At 36.0% G+C, this 20,386-nt stretch carries 15 protein-coding genes; 10 read left to right on the plus strand and 5 right to left on the minus strand.

Features of this window, described 5'->3' with window-relative positions:
- Positions 1-113 precede the first annotated feature (113 nt).
- The 7 genes from ruvX (at position 114) to ATE49_RS20500 (ending at position 6,917) form a co-directional block, all read left to right on the plus strand.
- Positions 114-524 carry a Holliday junction resolvase RuvX gene (gene ruvX, locus ATE49_RS05130; RefSeq protein ID WP_065081296.1) on the plus strand — a complete coding sequence of 137 codons (411 nt, stop codon included), beginning with the start codon at positions 114-116 and terminating at the stop codon, positions 522-524.
- Entirely contained in the window at positions 521-1,093 is a 573-nt protein-coding gene (gene def, locus ATE49_RS05135) for a peptide deformylase (RefSeq protein ID WP_059154224.1), read from the plus strand. Before ruvX ends, def begins: the two co-directional genes overlap by 4 nt.
- Before the next feature lie 32 nt (positions 1,094-1,125).
- The gene (locus ATE49_RS05140) at positions 1,126-1,677 is read left to right on the plus strand and encodes a DUF5606 family protein (RefSeq protein ID WP_065081297.1); all 552 of its coding nucleotides are present in this window, start codon (positions 1,126-1,128) and stop codon (positions 1,675-1,677) included.
- Positions 1,678-1,777: 100 nt separating this feature from the next.
- Positions 1,778-2,551 carry a nucleoside triphosphate pyrophosphohydrolase gene (mazG, locus tag ATE49_RS05145; RefSeq protein ID WP_059343715.1) on the plus strand — a complete coding sequence of 258 codons (774 nt, stop codon included), beginning with the start codon at positions 1,778-1,780 and terminating at the stop codon, positions 2,549-2,551.
- Between the two features lie 53 nt (positions 2,552-2,604).
- Positions 2,605-3,975, plus strand: a complete 1,371-nt coding sequence (locus ATE49_RS05150) for a serine hydrolase domain-containing protein (protein WP_065081298.1) — start codon at positions 2,605-2,607, stop codon at positions 3,973-3,975.
- Positions 3,976-4,078: 103 nt separating this feature from the next.
- Positions 4,079-5,938, plus strand: a complete 1,860-nt coding sequence (locus ATE49_RS05155; protein WP_081278411.1) for a CocE/NonD family hydrolase — start codon at positions 4,079-4,081, stop codon at positions 5,936-5,938.
- 100 nt (positions 5,939-6,038) lie between these two features.
- On the plus strand, positions 6,039-6,917 hold the full coding sequence (locus ATE49_RS20500; protein ID WP_065081300.1) for an NHL repeat-containing protein: 879 nt from the start codon (positions 6,039-6,041) through the stop codon (positions 6,915-6,917).
- Positions 6,918-6,959: 42 nt separating this feature from the next.
- Here the strand turns inward: ATE49_RS20500 and ATE49_RS20505 are convergent, their stop codons facing one another.
- Positions 6,960-7,253, minus strand: a complete 294-nt coding sequence (locus ATE49_RS20505) for a hypothetical protein (RefSeq protein ID WP_234107846.1) — start codon at positions 7,251-7,253, stop codon at positions 6,960-6,962.
- 236 nt (positions 7,254-7,489) lie between these two features.
- Entirely contained in the window at positions 7,490-11,203 is a 3,714-nt protein-coding gene (locus ATE49_RS05170) for a metallophosphoesterase (protein WP_065081302.1), read from the minus strand.
- A gap of 26 nt (positions 11,204-11,229) precedes the next feature.
- On the opposite strand from ATE49_RS05170, the gene ATE49_RS05175 reads away from it, so the two are divergent.
- The gene (locus ATE49_RS05175) at positions 11,230-12,396 is read left to right on the plus strand and encodes a Pycsar system effector family protein (RefSeq protein ID WP_065081303.1); all 1,167 of its coding nucleotides are present in this window, start codon (positions 11,230-11,232) and stop codon (positions 12,394-12,396) included.
- Here ATE49_RS05175 and ATE49_RS05180 read toward each other — a convergent pair.
- Complete coding sequence (locus tag ATE49_RS05180) at positions 12,393-14,714, minus strand: GAF domain-containing protein (RefSeq protein WP_065081304.1); 2,322 nt, start codon at positions 14,712-14,714, stop codon at positions 12,393-12,395. The genes ATE49_RS05175 and ATE49_RS05180 overlap by 4 nt on opposite strands.
- Positions 14,715-15,200: 486 nt before the next feature.
- Between ATE49_RS05180 and ATE49_RS05185 the strand changes: the two genes are divergently transcribed.
- Complete coding sequence (locus ATE49_RS05185) at positions 15,201-16,208, plus strand: endo-beta-N-acetylglucosaminidase family protein (protein WP_065081305.1); 1,008 nt, start codon at positions 15,201-15,203, stop codon at positions 16,206-16,208.
- A 118-nt stretch (positions 16,209-16,326) separates the two neighbouring features.
- Entirely contained in the window at positions 16,327-17,316 is a 990-nt protein-coding gene (gene endOF3, locus ATE49_RS05190) for an endo-beta-N-acetylglucosaminidase F3 (protein ID WP_065081306.1), read from the plus strand.
- A gap of 191 nt (positions 17,317-17,507) precedes the next feature.
- On the opposite strand, the gene ATE49_RS05195 is transcribed toward endOF3, so the two are convergent.
- Both ATE49_RS05195 and ATE49_RS05200 read right to left on the minus strand, forming a co-directional pair.
- Positions 17,508-18,887 carry an NADH-quinone oxidoreductase subunit N gene (locus ATE49_RS05195; protein ID WP_034868776.1) on the minus strand — a complete coding sequence of 460 codons (1,380 nt, stop codon included), beginning with the start codon at positions 18,885-18,887 and terminating at the stop codon, positions 17,508-17,510.
- An 11-nt stretch (positions 18,888-18,898) separates the two neighbouring features.
- Complete coding sequence (locus tag ATE49_RS05200; protein WP_065081307.1) at positions 18,899-20,386, minus strand: complex I subunit 4 family protein; 1,488 nt, start codon at positions 20,384-20,386, stop codon at positions 18,899-18,901.

Here is a 20,386-nt window from a genome sequence, read left to right on the forward strand (position 1 = left end):
CATAGTTGGTTCTGATATTCTTTGGTATATTTATACCAGAAGAATCAGAAAACAGAAATGAATGTAAAATAATTACATCATCTAAAACTTAAAAAAAACACTAAATTTGCAAAATGGGACAAATAATGGCTGTTGATTATGGAAAAGCCCGTACAGGATTAGCTGTAACGGATGATATGCAGATTATAGCTTCAGCACTACAAACGGTTGAAACACCGAAGCTCATGGATTTTTTTGGAACTTATTTTCAGCAAAATAAAGTAGATGAGATTGTAGTAGGACTTCCTACAGATTTAAAAGGCAATATGTCGGAGATAGAAACCGAAATTCAGAAATTTCTGGAACAGTTTCAGATAGCATTTCCGCAGATAAAAATTAACCGCTTCGATGAGAGATTTACCAGTAAAATGGCATCTTTCTTTATCAGTCAAAGTGGTAAAAGCAAAAAAGAAAGACAACAGAAAGGTTTAATCGATAAAATAAGTGCAACACTTATTTTACAGAATTTTTTAGAGACAAGATGATATTACCAATTCGCGCCTATGGCGATCCTGTTTTAAGGAAAAAAGCACACGATATTACAAAGGATTACCCGGAACTAAACCAGTTAATCGATAATATGTTCGAAACGATGTACCAAGCGCATGGCATAGGACTTGCAGCTCCACAGATCGGATTAGATGTTCGTTTATTTGTAATCGATGTTCGTCCTTTAGCAGAAGATGAAGATTATCTGGATATTCGTGAAGAATTAAAAGATTTTAAAAAAGTATTTATCAATGCAAAAATATTAGAATACGACGGAGAACCTTGGAAATTTAACGAAGGTTGCCTTAGTATTCCGGATGTTCGGGAAGATGTAAGCAGACCAGAAACCATCACAATGGAATATTATGATGAAAATTTTGTGAAACATACCGAAACTTTTTCGGATATTCGTGCCCGCGTAATTCAACATGAATATGATCATATTGACGGAGTTTTATTTACGGATAAACTAAGCGCGCTAAAAAAGAAAATAATAAAAGGGAAGCTTACCAAGATTACTGCAGGTGATGTATCTGTAGATTATAAGATGAGGTTTCCTAAATAAAACAGAATATTAACTAAGATAAAAAAATAAAAATGCAGTTAGAAAGAATCATCTCGATTTCGGGTAAACCGGGACTTTTTAGACTTGTTTCTCAGCTGAGAACAGGTTTTATTGTGGAAGATATCACAACAGGAAAAAAAGCTAACATTTCCAATACAAGCCAGGTAAGCCTTTTGGATAACATCTCTATGTTTACTTTTGATAGCGAAGTTCCTTTATTTGAAGTGTTCCATAATATTGCAAAAAAAGAAGATTTCAAACCAACCATCAACCACAAATCTTCAGCGGATGAGCTTAAAACATTTATGGCTGAAGTACTTCCTAACTATGATGTAGAAAGAGTTTACGAATCTGATATCAAAAAACTTGTACAATGGTATAATACACTTCAGAAAGGAGGATATATTACACCAGAAAGTTTTGTAGCTCCTGCTGCTGAAGAAGCTGCTGAGGTTTCTGCTGAAGCTACTGAAGAGGTAAAAGAAAAGAAAGCTCCTGCTAAAAAAGCGGCTAAAAAAGAAGAAGCTGCCGAGGAAGAAAAGCCTGCAAAAAAAACAGCTAAAAAGAAAACTGAAGAGGAATAATTTCTTCAGTCATACAATAAAAAAACTCTGCTCTTATCGGGCAGAGTTTTTTATTGCAGTAAGATTAAATTAACTTTGTCTCTCCCGAAAATTGATAAATATGAATACAAGAGCTGAAAAACTGGAAGCATTTGGCCGACTTCTGGATATTATGGATGATCTGCGCGAGAAATGCCCATGGGACCAAAAACAAACCTTGCAGTCTTTGCGCCATCTGACATTGGAAGAGGTTTATGAACTTTCGGATGCTTTATTGGAAGAAGATCTGCAGGAAATAAAGAAAGAACTGGGAGATGTATTGCTGCATTTAGTTTTTTACGCAAAAATAGGATCGGAAAAACAGAGTTTTGATATTGCAGATGTAATCAACAGTCTGAATGAAAAACTTATTTTCCGCCACCCGCATATCTATGGAGATACTGAAGTTAAAGATGAAGAAGAAGTAAAGCAGAATTGGGAGAAATTGAAACTGAAAGAAGGGAATAAATCTATTTTGTCGGGGGTTCCCAATGGTTTGCCTCCAATGATCAAAGCTTACCGCATTCAGGATAAAGTAAAAGGAATAGGTTTTGATTTTCCTACGGCAGAAGAAGCCTGGAAGAAAGTTGAAGAAGAACTTTCTGAATTTCATGCTGAAACAGATGCAGATAAGAAGGAAGCAGAACTGGGAGACCTTATTTTTTCCATTATCAATTATTCCCGTATTGCCGGTGTAAATGCAGATACGGCATTAGAACGTACCAATCAGAAATTTATTTCCCGTTTCAAGGCTATGGAAGTGCTGGCTCACGAAAGCAATCTTGTCCTTTCAGAAATGAGTCTGGAAGAAATGGATCAGCTTTGGAATGAAGTAAAGAAAAAGCTGGAATATTAATTATATTTCTATATTTGTAGAATATTAGTTCACCAAATATAGAAATACTTATTATGAAAAAAGTTATAATCCTTTTTATAGCTGTATCGAGTTTTGTCTACGGACAGAAAGAAAAGAAGCTGGACAGCCTGTTCACAGCATTATATGCTGCCAAAGAATTTAATGGAAATGTTCTTGTTGCGGAAAAAGGGAAAGTGATATATGAAAAAAGCTTTGGACTGGCTAATGAAAAGACAAAGCAGAAACTGGATAAAAATACAGTATTCGAATTAGCATCGGTTTCGAAACAATTTACAGCAATGGGAATTGTTCAACTGGAGAAAGAAGGTAAACTTAGCTACAATGACCTTCTCACTAAATATTTTCCGGAATTAAGCTTTTATAAACCTATTACCATAGATAATTTGCTTCATCATACATCCGGGCTGCCAGATTATATGAGTTTATTTGATAAAAACTGGGATAAGAAGAAGTTTGCAACAAATAAAGATATTGTAGAGATGCTGGCAAAATATAAGCCTGAGCTTTTATTTGTGCCAGGTGATAAATATGAGTACAGTAATACAGGATATGCTTTATTAGGATTAATTATCGAGAAAGTATCGAAGCAATCCTATGGTGATTACTTGAGCAAAAAAATATTCAAACCTCTTGGGATGGATAATACCAGAGTTTATAGAAGCCGGTATAAACCAGAAAAGATCTCCAACTACGCTTTAGGCTATGTTGTAGACAGCCTTGGAAATAAAAAATTGTTGGATGATCTGGGAAAGGAATATTATACTTATTATCTGGATGGTATTGTAGGGGATGGCATGGTGAATTCTACAACGGGTGACTTGCTGAGATGGGACAGGGCTTTGTATGGAGATAAACTGATTAATCAGAAAGATAAAGATCTTATTTTTAGTTCCATAGTTACTAAAGATAAAAAAGATACCCGGTATGGTTATGGCTGGGCTATTGATGCAAAAGATCCATTTGGGAAAATAGCAAATCATTCCGGTGGCTGGGCAGGCTATATAACTTTTATTGAAAGAGATTTAGATCATGATAAAACGATTATTATGCTGCAAAATAATAATTCGGAGGCTACATCTTCACCAGTGAGGCAGCTAAGAAATATTCTTTACGATATAAAACCAGTTAAGGTAGATGTTAGTTTACTACAAAAATATGCAGGTAAATATATTAAGAAGAACAGTAAAACATTTGAGGTATTTTTTGAGAATAATAAATTGTATGTACCCTTGAATCCTCAAGTGAGGTTAGAATTGGAGCCTATCAGTACTAACAAATTTAAAGTCAGAGATTTTAGCCCAGATGTTTTTTATGAATTTAAAATTATGGATGATGGCAGTATAAAATGCAGTATGTCACAGCCTGCACATAATATGAATGAAGAGGGAATCAAAAAAATATAATAAAATAAGCCGGTATAACACCGGCTTATTTCTTTTTAAATTATGTAAATTTGGTAGGCTTTTACAGCATTATTACTATACTAGGTAAGAAAACTAAATTAACATGAAGAAACAATTCCTTTTGGCCATTGCTATGGCCAGCACAGCTGTAGTGTTCTCACAATCCCGGAAAGAAGACTCTATTTACGTTCGGGAAAACTATACGAAAGTTGAAAAATTAATCCCGATGAGGGATGGGAAAAAACTGTTTACAGCGATCTATATGCCTAAAGATCAGAAACAGAAATATCCGGTATTACTTAACCGTACACCTTATACTGTAGCACCTTACGGAGAAGATAAATATAAAACCTCCTTAGGAAATTTTCCGGCAGAAATGCGTGAAGGATTTATTTTTGTTTATCAGGATGTACGTGGTAAGTGGATGAGTGAAGGGGAATTTGAAGATGTTCGTCCAGCATTAAAACCGGGGCAAAAGGGTATTGATGAAAGTACAGATACCTATGATACGCTGGAATGGCTTTCTAAGAATCTGAAGAATTACAACCAGAAAGCTGGTGTATATGGTATTTCTTACCCAGGATTCTATTCTACAACAACATTGGTTAACTCCCACCCGACATTAAAAGCTGTTTCACCACAGGCTCCAGTTACCAACTGGTATTTGGGTGACGATTTTCATCATAAAGGTGCTATGTTCCTGAATGATGCATTCATGTTTATGATTTCTTTTGGAGTACCAAGACCAGAACCAATCACTCCAGACAAAGGGCCAAAGCGTTTTGTACCACCAGCTAAAGAAATGTATAAATTCTTTTTAGAAGCAGGATCTAATAAGGAACTTAAAGATAAATATATGGGGACAAACATTAAGTTTTTCAACGATATGTATGCACACCCGGATTATGATCAGTTTTGGAAAGACCGCAATATATTACCCCATCTTACACAGGTAAAGCCTGCGGTAATGGTTGTTGGTGGATTCTTTGATGCTGAAGATGCTTACGGAACTTTCGAAACCTATAAAGCTATTGAAAAGCAAAATCCTAAAGCCAATAACATTCTTGTTGCTGGTCCGTGGTTTCATGGCGGATGGGTGAGAGGAGATGGTAAACAATTCGGAGATATCAAGTTTGATCATCCGACAAGTATAGATTATCAGCAAAATCTGGAACTTCCGTTTTTCAATTATCATCTGAAAGGAAAGGGGCAATTCAAAGGTGGAGAGGCCAATATCTTTATTACAGGAAGCAACCAGTGGAAAACTTTTGATACATGGCCGCCGAAGAATACAGAAACAAAACAACTTTACTTCCAGCCAAATGGTAAGCTGAGTTTCGATAAGGTGCAAAGAACAGATTCGTGGGACGAATATGTTAGTGATCCGAACAAACCAGTACCTCATCAAGATGGAGTACAAACCAGCAGAACCCGTGAATATATGATAGATGATCAACGTTTTGCTTCCAAGAGACCCGATGTTATGGTATATCAGACAGATGCATTGCAGGAAGATATTACTTTGACAGGTCCGGTTATTAACCATTTATTTGTATCGACTACCGGAACAGATGCTGATTATGTTGTAAAGGTTATTGATGTTTATCCGGAAACGGAAGCTGATTTCAACGGAAAAACAATGGCCGGATATCAGATGTTGGTAAGGGGTGAAATTATGAGAGGAAAGTACAGAAATGGATTTGATAAACCTGAAGCCTTCCAACCGGGATTTGTTACGAAGGTAAATTATGAAATGCCGGATATTGCACATACCTTTAAAAAAGGACACCGCATTATGATTCAGGTACAAAACTCGTGGTTCCCATTGGCAGACCGTAACCCACAGAAATTTATGAATATTTATGAAGCTACTTCAGCTGATTTTCAGAAGGCAACACACCGGATTTTCCATGATGTGAATAACCCAACTTCTGTAGAAGTAAGTGTTCTGAAAGAAAAATAAAAAACTTTTAAAAAGCTGAATCTGATTCAGCTTTTTTTGTTGTCTGTTGGCGTGATCATTGCTACAGAAAACACTTACATTTGTTTATAAATAACGATTTATGCTACGTAAATTACTATATACACCTCTGCTTTTTATTCTTATTTTTTGTACCCCAAAAGCACAGGAATCAAAAATATCTTATGACACTCCTTTACATACAGTATTTAGATTTCCTAAGAAAATAAAAGAAGTTTCCGGAATACAGATTTCGCCAGATGGTAAGGAATTTTACGTTCATGAAGACCAGGGAAACAGCAATGAGATTTTTGCTATAGATATGACTGGAAACAATACCCGGACTATTACCATTGAAGGTGTAGAGAATAATGACTGGGAAGATATTACACAGGATAAAAATGGCTTTACCTATATTGGTGATTTCGGAAATAATGATAATATCCGTAAAAATTTAGCCATCTATAAAGTGAAAATCGGCAAAGAGAATAGTACGCCTGTTTTGCAAATGACAAAATTTTCTTATCCTGAGCAGACAGAATTTCCACCTAAAAAGAAGGACTTGCTATACGACTGTGAAGCATTTATAGAGCATAACGGTTACTTTTATCTTTTTACTAAAAACAGAAGTAAAAAATCTGATGGTACTTCGCTGGTGTATAAGATTCCAAATAAACCAGGTGAATATAAAGCACAGTTAGTCGGAAAACTAAAAATGCCGGAGAAATATCATGATGGAGCTATTACGGGAGCTGATATAAGTCCGAATGGGAAAAAAATAGCATTAATAACGCATAAAAATGTCTTTATCCTGGAAAATTTTGAAGGAGATAACTTTACAAATGCTAAAATGACCCAAATAGATTTGCAGAGCAACTCTCAGAAAGAAGGAATTTGTTTTGCAACCGATACCATATTGTATATAGGAGAGGAAAGAAACAATAAAGATGAAGGCTTACTTTATTCGATGGAGCTGAAATAGATTTTCTGAATATATAATATGATCATATATTGAACTCCCGGATTAAATATTCGGGAGTTTTCTAATAATTATTTCTTCCTGAATTACAGGCTGAAGTTCGGGAAAAGTTTTTTCAAGTTTTTTCACAGAAAGAGGAATCATAATATTCCACATGAAACGTGGTTCGTCAAAGAAATAAAAAACTTCATCATTGGTTTTTATCTCGAAAAAAAAGATCATTACTTTACCAATTAATGGGTTGTAATACAATGGCGTAATTGACGTTATTTCTGTTAGTGGCAGCTTTTTTTCGTTATTTATATAAAGCTCTCCTTCTCTTATAAATAATGCTGACATTTTTGACTTCTTCTTTATAGAAAGATATTCATGAAAAGAAATGATCAGGAATATGGCTAGTATAAGAGTAAAAATAATAGCGTAAAAAAATAGCGGGTATTGCTCTGTTTCCCGTACAATATAGCTAATAATGCTTATGATTATTATAGGAATCAATGCATACTGAAAATATGCCCTCAGAAAATAATTAACCGGACCAGAATCAATCCTCATTTTAATATTACAACTTTACATTTTTAGAATCTCATTCCTATTCCTGCAGAAAATCTCCCACCGTCGCTTCCTGTAAAATAAGTAGCCCGTGCAGAGAAAGCTTCGAGAATACTTATCCATATCCCGCCACCTACAGATTGATGCCATTTTCTGGAATATTCACCATCCATCCATACACGTCCGTAGTCATAGCCAGCTAAGATACCAAAATTTACCGGGATTACGCGATTCCGCACTCTGCCGAAGTTCCAACGGATATCGTTACTCTGAAATAATGAAGAGTTACCCAAAAATCTGTTGTTTCTGAAAGATCTAAGATCATTGTTTCCACCTAAATCGGCACCCTGAAAAAATTCGAAATATCGGTTGTTAATATATACTCCTTGTATTTTGGTTGCAAAGACAAATTTTCCATCATCATCTATTCGGTGTGTAACATTCAGACGTGCATCATAAGTCATGAAGTTACGATTTGGACTATCAATATTCATTCTCCATGCTGCAGAAACTGCAAAGCCAAATGCCATAGTTGGAAAAGCAGCATTGTCGCTATGATCGTAACTGAAACCATATTTCGCACCTAAAAATTGTTGATTATCGAAGACTTCAGGATTAATCTGACCAGACTGTGTAATAAAACGATTCTGATTATGATGCACTTTGTAATCCTCATAACCTAACTGAAATGTCTGAACGAATCCCATAAAGCTTTTTTTGGATATGGAAGGTGCTATCTGCAGCTGCTGTATATTTACCCTGTTGTAGTTTCTGCCCAGCTCATCATCGTAATTAGCTGTATTATTACCAAAGCCAAAATAGTTTTGTGCAAAATCCGGGGTCGTAAAACGTCCGTCTAAATGCAGTGTCCATTTTCCGATAGCATTAGGAAATACACCATTATAAATAAACTCTATTCCGCTTGTAGCAAAGGAATAATTAGTTTTGAAAGTATGTCTGGATGTGTAAGGGTCTCTATCGAAACCATTATGTGTATAGTTGACAACAGCACCAACCTTAACACCTTCATCGGGGTTGTACCCTATACTAGGATACCCGGCCCAGAAGTTATATTGTGGTTTTTCAAAATTATAAGTATTGATATCGTAATCGTCCTTAATTTGTTTCGCTACATATCCGGTAATATTATACGTGTTTTTCTGGGATTTAAAATCGTATAACTTAACATTTCTTCCGTCCTTAATGTTGTATACATCATGATTAAGCCCACCGATAAGTCTTATTTTTATTCCTGTTCTTTCGGATCCGGAAACATCGAATATGTCATCATCATCCAAACCATAAATCCAAATTTCATCTGTATTGTGCTTAGAATATTCACGTTTGAAAACCAATTCGTTTCCTTCTTTCTTTACGCGGTATTGTAGAACACTTACTTTATGTTTCTCTTTTTTGATAACAAATCTGTCAACCTTGTTGGTACCGGTAATCATTACCGTCTTTTGTAGGGCTTTATAATATTCAGCAGAATAATGAGGCATTTTATCTCTTCTTATTTTAAGATTCTGCTTTATGTGCTCTATGGTGCCGTCTTGTACTTCTTTTGGCAGATTATGGAAAGCATTGTCTATAACCTCATCGGTCATATTCTGTTTTATGTATTCCGCTTCTTTTTTCCAGTCCTCTTCTGTAGCATTTTTCAGGAAAGCCAGATCTAATGGATAAGGCTCTCTATTTAGCCATTTTATATTACGGATATCTTCTTTGAAGCTCTGCATGTGGCGTAATGGAGGCATCTGCATAATGAACTTAAATAAAAGTCCGTCGTATTTACTGAATGCCTGATCCCTGTCTTTTGGGATGGCTTTATACACAAAAGAGTTTCCATCTTTGTACTCCGCCCAGCGCCATTGGTCGTAATGTCTGTCCCAATCGCCAAGAAGCATGTCGAAAATACGGGCGCGGATATAACTCTGCTGATCCACAGAATACTTTTCAGACTTCTGAAGGTTTTTCATCATGTCCAGAGTATTCATCGTTGTAGTAGCTCCGTTCAGCATTTTAAGATCATCAGGACTATCCGAGAATCGTTCCTCTATCATATAGAGTTCATCACCATAGTCGTAATTGAAATCACCCAATGCCTTCTGTCTCGGAATATAATAAAGTGACGGGTCCGAATGGAAGACATTGATACTTTCTGCGAGATTACCTACAGCAAACGGAGTATAGGGATGTGTGGTTGTGTAAAAGTCGAGTAGGAATTTTTCAGCAAAAGTCCCTTCCAGTTCATGACCAAAACTTTCATTTTTAAATGCTACAGCATTCAGGAAGCGGATAGCGCTTTTCTTTACACCTCTCATTGCATATTCCTGTTTGTTTGGTGCAACCAGACGTAACGAGTTAGATTGGTGTCCACCGCCAGCCCGGACAGGACTAAGTCCTCCTTTTAGTGTATCCAAAGTTGCAACCTTGGCTTCTATAGGCATGCTGTAATATTTCCTGTAATGGTCTCCCCAAAGCCAGGTATAAACTTTTGATTTTTGAGTGAGTTTTGCCGGATATACTGACGTTTTTATTGAATCAGAAAATGTATCCGGATATTTTCCGGGGGTTGGTCTCTGTAAGTTTTCCAGAACTTTAATCCGGGTTAAGAAATTTTCTGTATTATTTTCTGTGCTATAATAAGATACGTTGGCACTCCCATCCTGATTGATATCTAAAATAGCATAACCATTGCCACCAAAGGTAAAGTCTTTCGGGGTCGTTGCTTTTGCTGCTTCGTTTTTAGAACCAGATCCGCTAATAATCTGACGGATATTTCTTTCCTCAAGGTATTGCAGATTATGGTCGTGGCCGGATACAAAAATTACATTCTGATTATCCTGTGCAAGACTTTTCAGTCGCTTTACCAATGCTGTATATCTTGCATTATTAAGATCCTGAGGACTGATACCGGATGTCGCACGAACTACATTGATAAATGAGCCTATAACAGGAAGCGGAACTTTATCTCCAATAGGATAAAGCTGCTTTTTTAATGAAAAATATCCAGCATGGCTGCCACTACTGATTAGAGGGTGGTGTAGGGCTACCACAATAGGTTTATTCTGATTTTTATTCAGTAAGCTTTCGAATTCATCAAAAAAATCATCCCGCGTTTTTATGCTGCAGTCTGCATTCATCCCCGGGTTTTCATCCCAGTTTTGAAGATACCATTCGCTGTCAATAGTAATAAGGGTAAGATCATTATTTAGCTTTACCTTGTCTATAGGGCAACCCTTCTTAGGAAGAAAAGCTTTTTTATCATCTAAATATTTTGTAACTGCTTTTTCCTGAGCTTTTAAGCCATCTAAACCATGGTACCAGTCATGATTTCCGGGAATTACAATTGTATTTCCTTTGTAGTCTTTGGCTATTTTTAGCTGATTTTCCAGCTTAAGCTTTGCCAGGTCATAATCAGGATCCTTTTCATCGGGCATTCCCAAAGGATAAATATTGTCTCCGAGAAATAAGAGTGTAGAGTTAGAGGACGCCTCTTTAAGCCTTTTCTGAAGTAGGCTTAGTGTATTTTGTGCCTGAGGTTCGTCTGCATTTCCTGCATCACCAATCAGGAAAAACCGATGGGCAACTTTAGAAGAATCCCGTACAGGTATCTCGGCGAGATTTTTCCCCTTTTGTACAGTATATGTGGCACATGACTGCAGTGTAATTCCAAAGATTGAAACTTTTAAAAAATTGTAAAGCGTATTTTTTAGCATATAAACTTTGAAATGCATAATTTTATCTAATCAAATTCGACAAAATGACTCTAGTTCAAAAAGCAAGTTTCTTTATCGAAAACTTATTCAAAGATAAGTTATCTCCGGCATTTCTTTATCATAATTATAAGCATACGCAGGAAGTTGTTGCAAATGCTGAGATTCTTGCAAATGCGGATAATCTGAATGAAGAAGAGAAAGAAATATTGCTGGTTGCATGCTGGTTTCACGATAGTGGCTATACAGAAGATATTATGCTGCATGAAGAAAAAAGTTGTGAGATTGCAGCAGAATTTTTAAAATCAGAGGGTGTAAACGAAGACTTTATCCGAAGGGTAAAGGAGCTGATTATGTCTACAAAAGTCTGTTGTAAACCGGATAATCGAATTGAAAATATTATCCGAGATGCGGACAGCAGCCATCTGGGAAGTGAAGATTATTTCACTTACTCGGATAATCTAAGAAAAGAATGGGAGCAAACACTGGGGAAAAACTTCAGTAAAAAGAAATGGAATTTAGATAATTTACGTTTTTTCAGGTTTCATCAGTTCAATACAAATTATGCAAAACAGAATTGGAATCCTATAAAAGAAAAAAACCTTCAGAAGATTGAAAATATGTTACAGGAGCAGGAAAATATAAAGAAAGATAAAAATAAAAAAGAACCTAAAAAGGAAGCTAAAGCAGACAGAAGTATAGATACAATGTTCAGAATTACACTGAGCAATCATACAAGACTAAGTGATATTGCGGACAGTAAAGCCAATATATTGCTTTCTGTAAATGCTATTATTATTTCTATCGCATTGTCTACACTCTTACCCAAGCTGGGATCTGAGAAGAATGAGTATTTAGTAATGCCAACCTTTATTATGCTGCTGTTTAGTGTTATCACAATTATATTTGCAATACTTTCTACAAAGCCTAAGGTTACCAGTGGTGAGTTTACGAAGGAAGATCTGAAAAACAGAAAGGTGAATCTTCTGTTCTTTGGTAATTTCTACAAAATGAATCTGGACGATTATACACCGGCAGTGCGGGAAATGATGGAGGATCGTGACTATCTGTATGATTCTATGATCAGAGATTTGTATTATCTGGGAGTTGTTTTAAACAGGAAATACAGATTGCTTAGCATTACCTACCAGATCTTTATGGTCGGAATTATTGTTTCTGTTATTGCTTTTGTTTTTGCTTTCTGGACGAGTTAATCCGGAAGCTGACAAGTCATTTCTACAACCTTATTTCTGTTAAGACCTACACGTAGCGCTTTTAGTCCACTTGCTCCCGGTAGCTCTTCTACTTCCAGTTTTTCAACCTGGGAAGTAAGATATCCTTTCTCCTGTAACTGCTGTATATAGGAATAGTATTCTTTTTCGTCCTCGTTAGAAGAATATACGATACAGATTTTTCCAGGTTGTGTTATTCTTTCGGTTGTATTTTTAATATAAGCCTTATCAATACGTTTTTTGATGACTTCGTAACGCGAATTGTATGCGCCGTCTACATCAAAACGTTTTTCATCCATACGGAAGCGTATAGATAATGAAACATTGAATACCAGTATAAGAGAATGTACATCCAGATTATAAGGCAGGCAGGATTTTATGGACTCATGGGACAATTCCATTTCACATAATGTTTCCAATTGCCAGTATCTTAACTGATACAAAATTTCTTTGGAGTAATGCTGTGTAGGATTTATGGATTGGCCTACATATATATTATGTTCTACACCATCGGTTTTGAAAAGTTCAAAATAATGCGGGAAAATAAGCTGAGCTTCCTGTTCTCTTTTTTCCAGAAGACTGGCGAAATTTTTATTAACAGAACTAACTGTTTCATCAAAAGCCTTTCTTCTTTTATAAAGAAGTTGTCCGTTTGAATCCAGCAGGCTGAAATAATTTTTTATCTCAGGGGAATCATTTCCTTCCAGTTCAGGATGTACTTTATTAGCCAGAAAACGTATAACTCTCTGCTCTGTATCTGTTTTCAAACCTATTTCAACCTCTTCTACAAGAATTTTCAGCCCAAATAAGATTTTCTCATTAACGGCTTTTTCATCTTTCAGATTCTCATAAATAGAGATAAGTCTGTTCAGTTGCTCCAGAAGATCTTCCTGTTGAGCTTTGTTTCGTATACTGGAAGAAGATTTAATGTCTGTTTGCCCATATAAAGGATAAACATGATCGAAAGATATTTCTTTCAGACTATATTCCTCATTTCGCAAGTTTCCAAAGAATGCATTTTGTGCTTCATCACGGAATTTCCAGGCAACACTCGGGTGAAGGGAAGTATATTCCTGCTGAATGATAGCATCCAGTTTTGTTTGCCATTCATAATGAAACCTGCTGATAGAAAATAATAAAAAGGGAGTAATAAAGTCCAGTTTTTTTACTTTCAGACTGTTGAATGCACCTTTAATGCCCGATGACATTTCCAGAATAGCGAGTAGCTGATTGTCCTTTACCACAGGAATCATAATGAAGCTATGTACATTATGCTCTATGAAATAACTGGAGATAAACTGAAATTTTTCTGAATCGGCATATTTGTAAACATCAGAAACAACAATAGGTTTGTTGCTTTGTGCCAATGCCTCGTAAGCTTCTTTACCAATTGCATCGAAGCCTAGTTTATCATAAAGAAATTCTAAAATGGAACTGGAGAAAAGAGCACGATTGTTTTGCAGTTTTTCCAGTCTGTTTTGCTCATGATTAAAGAACATAAACCCGGTACGAAGATCCGGAATCTCAAAATAAGACCGCAGGATAGGCTCGAAGCTATTGTCCAAAGCTCCTGTTTCGGGATTTATGCTCAGCAGATTCGACTTTAACTCAGAAAGAGAAAAATCTGGTGTTACATCTGTCAGGCTGATAATAAAGAAGCCTTTTAGTATCCAGCTTCCGGGTGGGAATTTGGTTTTCCAGAGGTCTATATTTTCATAATTGTCCAGAAGAAGCTCTATTTCATCATCGTTCAGAAAATGTGCTTTTTCTGTAGGAATAGTCTCAGTGAAATCAGCATTTATGGTTAGGCGATAGTGTCTTACAATTCCCTGTTTATCCGGGATGTCAAAATATAGCGGAGTTGTAGTCTTTATTTCTTTTTTGAAGTATGCATGAATAATCACAACACAATTCATAATGTAGAAATAATCATCATCTAAATCCCGAATTTTGATTTCGAAACTCTGGCCGGCATCTGACAATAGTTTCTTAAACCTTTCTGTGTAGTTAAATGTAAGATTGAAGAAAGGAATACTGGCTGCTTTTATTTCATTGTTGGTTAAAGCAGTCGGGAATAGATCGGCAAGGAGCTGGTGTATAAGTTCTTCGTTATTACGAATAACATCTATATCATCGAAGCCTTCTCTGAGCTCGGGAACTTTATCTACCTTTTCTAAAAGCGCACGGGCGTATTCGGATCTGTAAGATTCCGGATCCTGATCCCGTATTTTTTCCAGCACCTCAATATATTTATGAAATGCGATACGCAGTATAAAAGGTGATTCTTTCTCCTGAAGCATAGCATGCAAATTTAAACAATAATAGGTAATTTAGGAACTAAACGATTGTTTAAATTCAGGAATTATGTTATAGATAAAAGCATTTGCAATTCAATTTTAAACCCTGTAGGTATCAGGGATTTATAGTCTATTTGGTCTTGTTTGAAATCCTGGGAATCAAGTGTAATTCAGGGAAATAATCTGGAATTATAAGTAGTCTGGAGAGAAAATAACCAACTTCCGGACTTGTTTATATATATTGGCTTTAACGTTATAAAAATATTTTAAATCGGGCAATATCTTCTTGTTTGATAATATTTTGCATTGTTTTTTTCTGCCCGGAATCCTTTCAGAAAAATATTTATTGTATTAATACTAGGTGAAAAGTCTTTTGTTGTGCGGTTTTATAAATGTTTGTATTGATTGGTAATGAAAAAAATAAAAAATATTTGTTTTTGATAATTTTTATTTAATTTTATAAAAAACTAAATCACAAAAATTAATTAGATGAAAACCGCAAATTTTTCTTTTGCATTATGCCTTTCTGTGGTTATAATGTTATTTATCAAATGTACAAGAAGCGAACAAGATCTGTCAGTAACCAAGGATGCCTCTGCGCAGAAATCCGGAGTTACATTGTCAGCAGTTAATCTAAGCAATCTTATTGCTTACAAGAACAGTGATCACCAGATTTCGGCTGGTTATTACAGAACATGGAGAGACAGTGCTACAGCAAGTGGAAATCTCCCGAGTATGAGATGGCTGCCGGATAGTCTGGATATGGTAATGGTATTTCCGAATTATACACCTCCGGAAAATGCATATTGGAATACCTTGAAAACCAATTATGTTCCTTATCTACATAAACGGGGAACTAAAGTTATTATAACATTGGGAGACCTGAACAGTGCAACGACTACGGGTGGGCAAGACTCTATAGGCTATTCTTCATGGGCTAAAAGTATTTATGATAAATGGGTAGGAGAGTATAACCTGGATGGAATCGATATTGATATAGAAAGTAGCCCGAGTGGAGCAACACTGACTAAATTTGTTGCAGCAACCAAAGCATTGTCTAAATATTTTGGTCCTAAATCGGGTACAGGAAAAACATTTGTGTACGATACCAATCAGAATCCTACTAATTTCTTTATTCAGACGGCTCCCCGATACAACTATGTATTCCTTCAGGCATACGGAAGAAGTACAACTAATCTTACAACAGTTTCCGGACTTTATGCACCATATATCAGTATGAAGCAGTTTTTACCAGGTTTCTCTTTCTATGAAGAAAATGGATATCCTGGAAATTACTGGAATGACGTAAGATACCCTCAGAACGGAACCGGCCGTGCATATGATTATGCCCGTTGGCAGCCTGCAACAGGTAAGAAAGGTGGCGTATTTTCTTATGCTATAGAAAGAGATGCACCATTAACATCTTCTAATGACAACACGCTTCGTGCTCCTAACTTCAGAGTGACAAAGGATCTGATTAAAATTATGAATCCTTAATCAGTTTTATACCAACCCCGGAACAATACTGATTTCAGAAATTTTTTGCATTGAATTATTTTCATTGCAGTGCAGGTTGGTTTCTATTGTAACACTAATTATTAAATAAAAACAGACTATGAAAAAAATCTTTTTTACCCAGTGTTCAATACTTTTATTGATACTGGGATCATGTTCTAAAATGACAGAGGATATGACACCTGAGTCAGTTAATAAAGAAGCTTCTGTTAAAAGTGCTGCTGCTTTGGCGGGTTCTAATGGTGTATGTATTGCTTATTATATTACTGACGGAAGAAATCCGACATTCAAACTGAAAGATATACCAGATAAAGTAGATATGGTAATCCTTTTTGGACTGAAGTACTGGAGCCTGCAGGATACCACCAAATTACCGGGAGGTACTGGTATGATGGGAAGTTTTAAATCTTATAAAGATCTCGACACTCAGATACGTTCTCTTCAAAGCAGAGGTATAAAAGTACTGCAGAATATAGATGATGATGTAAGCTGGCAGTCTACCAAACCAGGAGGTTTTGCTTCCGCTGCTGCATATGGAGATGCTATAAAATCTATTGTGATTGACAAGTGGAAACTAGATGGGATAAGCCTGGATGTAGAACATTCCGGGGCAAAGCCTAATCCTATACCTGCATTTCCAGGTTATGCAGCAACAGGCTATAACGGTTGGTATTCCGGAAGTATGGCAGCAACACCAGCATTTCTGAATGTAATAAGTGAATTGACTAAATATTTCGGTACTACTGCACCAAATAATAAACAATTACAGATCGCTTCAGGTATCGATGTATATGCATGGAATAAGATTATGGAAAATTTCCGAAATAATTTTAATTACATTCAGCTACAGTCTTATGGCGCTAATGTAAGCAGAACACAGCTTATGATGAATTATGCTACCGGTACCAATAAAATCCCGGCCAGTAAAATGGTGTTTGGCGCCTATGCTGAAGGTGGAACTAACCAAGCCAATGATGTCGAGGTTGCTAAATGGATACCTACTCAGGGAGCTAAAGGTGGAATGATGATTTATACCTATAATTCTAATGTTAGTTATGCCAACGCCGTAAGAGATGCAGTGAAGAACTAATATTCATAAATAAAACCAATGGTTAACCAAATAGGTTAACCTCTATGACCGATACAATAATTCGTGAGTTTGTTAATAGAGTAGGGCTTCAGAACTTCTGAAGCCTTGCTTTTTTATGATGATAAGAAGAGGAAAATAAAAAAGCTGTCTCATTATAAAGACAGCTTTTTTATTAGATAAGAATGGATTGATTATCCTCCAAACTGTATATTAAAAAGATCAGGATAAACTCCTAATACAATAATTGCAATTGTAATAACCACTGCCAGTATGTTGTAAGTAAGACTTACTTTTTCACTGGTTTTGAAAGTTGTTTCTTTAAAGAAGAACATTGCAATAATAGGTCTCAGGTAGTAAGCAATACTTAATGCAGAACCCAAGATTGCTACTAATACTAAGAATGCAGCACCATTCATTGCCTGGCTGAATAAACTGAATTTCCCAACGAAACCTGCCGTTAATGGAATACCCGCCATAGATAGTAATGAAACTGTAGCTACAATAGCCAGTAAAGGTTCCGTTTTAGCAAGACCTTTGAATGCATTGTAAGATACTTCTCTTTTTACTTTTTCTACCCAGATTAGTGTTAAGAAAGCACCAATAGTAGATAGAGAATATGCTAAAAGATAGAAAGCCATTTTCTCTAAAGAGTTTTCATTCATTCCGAAGAATATCAAACCGATATATCCGGCGTGAGAAACACTGGAGTAAGCAAGCATTCTCTTCATGTTTGTCTGAGCAAGCCCCATACAGTTAGCCAATAGTAATGTAATGATTACAAAGCTTCCCATAATGTTTAACCAGTTACCATACGTTCCTGCAAAACCTATAACCATTAACTTGAATAGTGCACCGAAAGCTGAAATTTTAACTACAGTTGCCATAAAAGAAGTAATGATAGAAGGTGCTCCCTGATATACATCCGGGCTCCACATATGGAATGGTGCTAAAGAAGTTTTAAACGCCATTGCACAAAGCATAAGGATAAAACCTAAAATAAACATTGGGTTTTTTCCTGACTGAAGACTGAATTTATGAATCTCTGTAAGATCAAATGATCCAGTACTTCCGTAGATCATAGCAATACCGAAAAGTAAGAATCCGGTAGCAAATGCTCCTGTTAAGAAATACTTCATAGAAGCTTCAATAGAGCGAAGATCTGTCTTATTAGCTCCCGCCATTACATATAAAGGAATAGAAAGAATTTCAATTCCTAAGAATAATGTAACAAGGTTTTTGAATCCAAATAATGTAATACCTCCACATAATGATAAAAGCATTAATGCATATAATTCAGACTGGTGGCTTCTGTGGTTGTTGAATGCAAATCCTCCCAGGAAGAAGATAAGCAGTGTAACAACGATAGAAATCTGTGTTAATAGTCTTGCTGGTCCGTCATACAAGTACATGTTGTCGTACTTCAGGAAAAAGCTACAGTCTGGCATATAGCTTACATAGAAAGCTATTAAAAGCCCTAAAATACCAATATATCTTGAGAATTTGCTTTGGTTGAATACCCCGGCAAAAAGCGATAATACTGCTGTTATAAAAATTATAATAAATACCGTCATTTTCCTTTCAATTAATTATTCATTGATTTGAAGATAAACTCCAACGAACTATGTACCATCTCCAGAATACTATTTGGGAAGATCCCGAAAAGTATTACAAATACAACCAGCGAAGCCAGTACAGAGAATTCTACTCCTGAAACATCCTTCATGTTAGCAAGAAGAACTTCGTCTCCTTTACCAAACATTGCTTTTCCGTACATTCTAAGCATGTATACAGCACAAAGTATAACAGTAAGACCTGATATAATAACCGCTGTTGTATTATAATCTGAAATAGATTTTAATAAGATGAATTCACCGATGAAACCATTAGTTAACGGAACTGCCATAGAACCGAATACAATGATCAGGAAAAGAACTGCAAACTTAGGTGCTACCTTAGCAAGTCCACCCATTTGTCTGATGTCTCTTGTTTTAAATCTTCTGTATAAAATATCTGCACAGTAGAATAAACCAACGATATTAATACCGTGAGCGAAAGCTTGTATAACAGCACCTTCAGCACCTTCGGTAGTGAAGCGCCCATTTAGAGTAAGAATTGCAGAAGCAAAAATACCCGCTACAATTAGTCCAATGTGAGAAAGAGAAGAATAAGTGATGATTCTTTTGATATCGTTTTTAACGATAGCGATTAATGCACCGTAAACGATACCTATAATAGCCAATGTTAATACAATCTGACCTGAAATTCCCATAATAGCTCCTGGTGCAATCGGAAGAAGATATCTTAAAACTCCGAAGATTGCCATTTTCAGCATAATACCGGAAAGAAGCATTGTCCCTTCGGTAGGAGAGTAAGTATAAGTATCCGGCTGCCATGTATGGAACGGGAATACTGGTAATTTTACAGCGAATGCTACAAAAATAAACCAGAAAACTATAGTCTGTTGGGTAACGTTAAGATCCGAGTTATACATATCCAGTAGTGCAAAAGATGCAGAGTGGTTATATACGTAGATAAGACCACCTAACATGAATAACGAACCGATAAATGTATACACGAAGAACTTAGTCGTGAAACGAAGCTTCTGATCTTCCTGACCCCATAGTCCGCAAATGAACCAAATCGGGATAAGAGTTACTTCCCAGAAAGCATAGAACATTAAACCATCTAATGAAGTAAATACTCCGATAAGACCGAACTGCATTAATAAGATCAGTCCGTAGAAAGTATTCTTATATTTTACAGTCTGACTAAAAGAAGACAGTATAATTAATGAGGTTAATATAGTGGTTAATAAAATAAACAGCATGGACAAACCATCAACGCCCAGGTGTAAAGAAGTCTTCAGGAATGAAGATTCCGGGGTATTGATTTGATACTGTAAGTTCTGGCTGTCTATAGTTTTTACAAAGTCTAGTCCTGAAAGCATATAGAATGACAAAGCCATTTCTAAAAATGCTAGTACTAAAGCTATGTACTTAGCGCTTGGACTTTTCCATGCAAAAACCAGAGCAGATCCAATAACTGGTATTAGTAATAGTGCTAATAACAT

The organism is Elizabethkingia miricola (genome assembly GCF_001675285.1).
Lineage (GTDB): Bacteria > Bacteroidota > Bacteroidia > Flavobacteriales > Weeksellaceae > Elizabethkingia > Elizabethkingia miricola.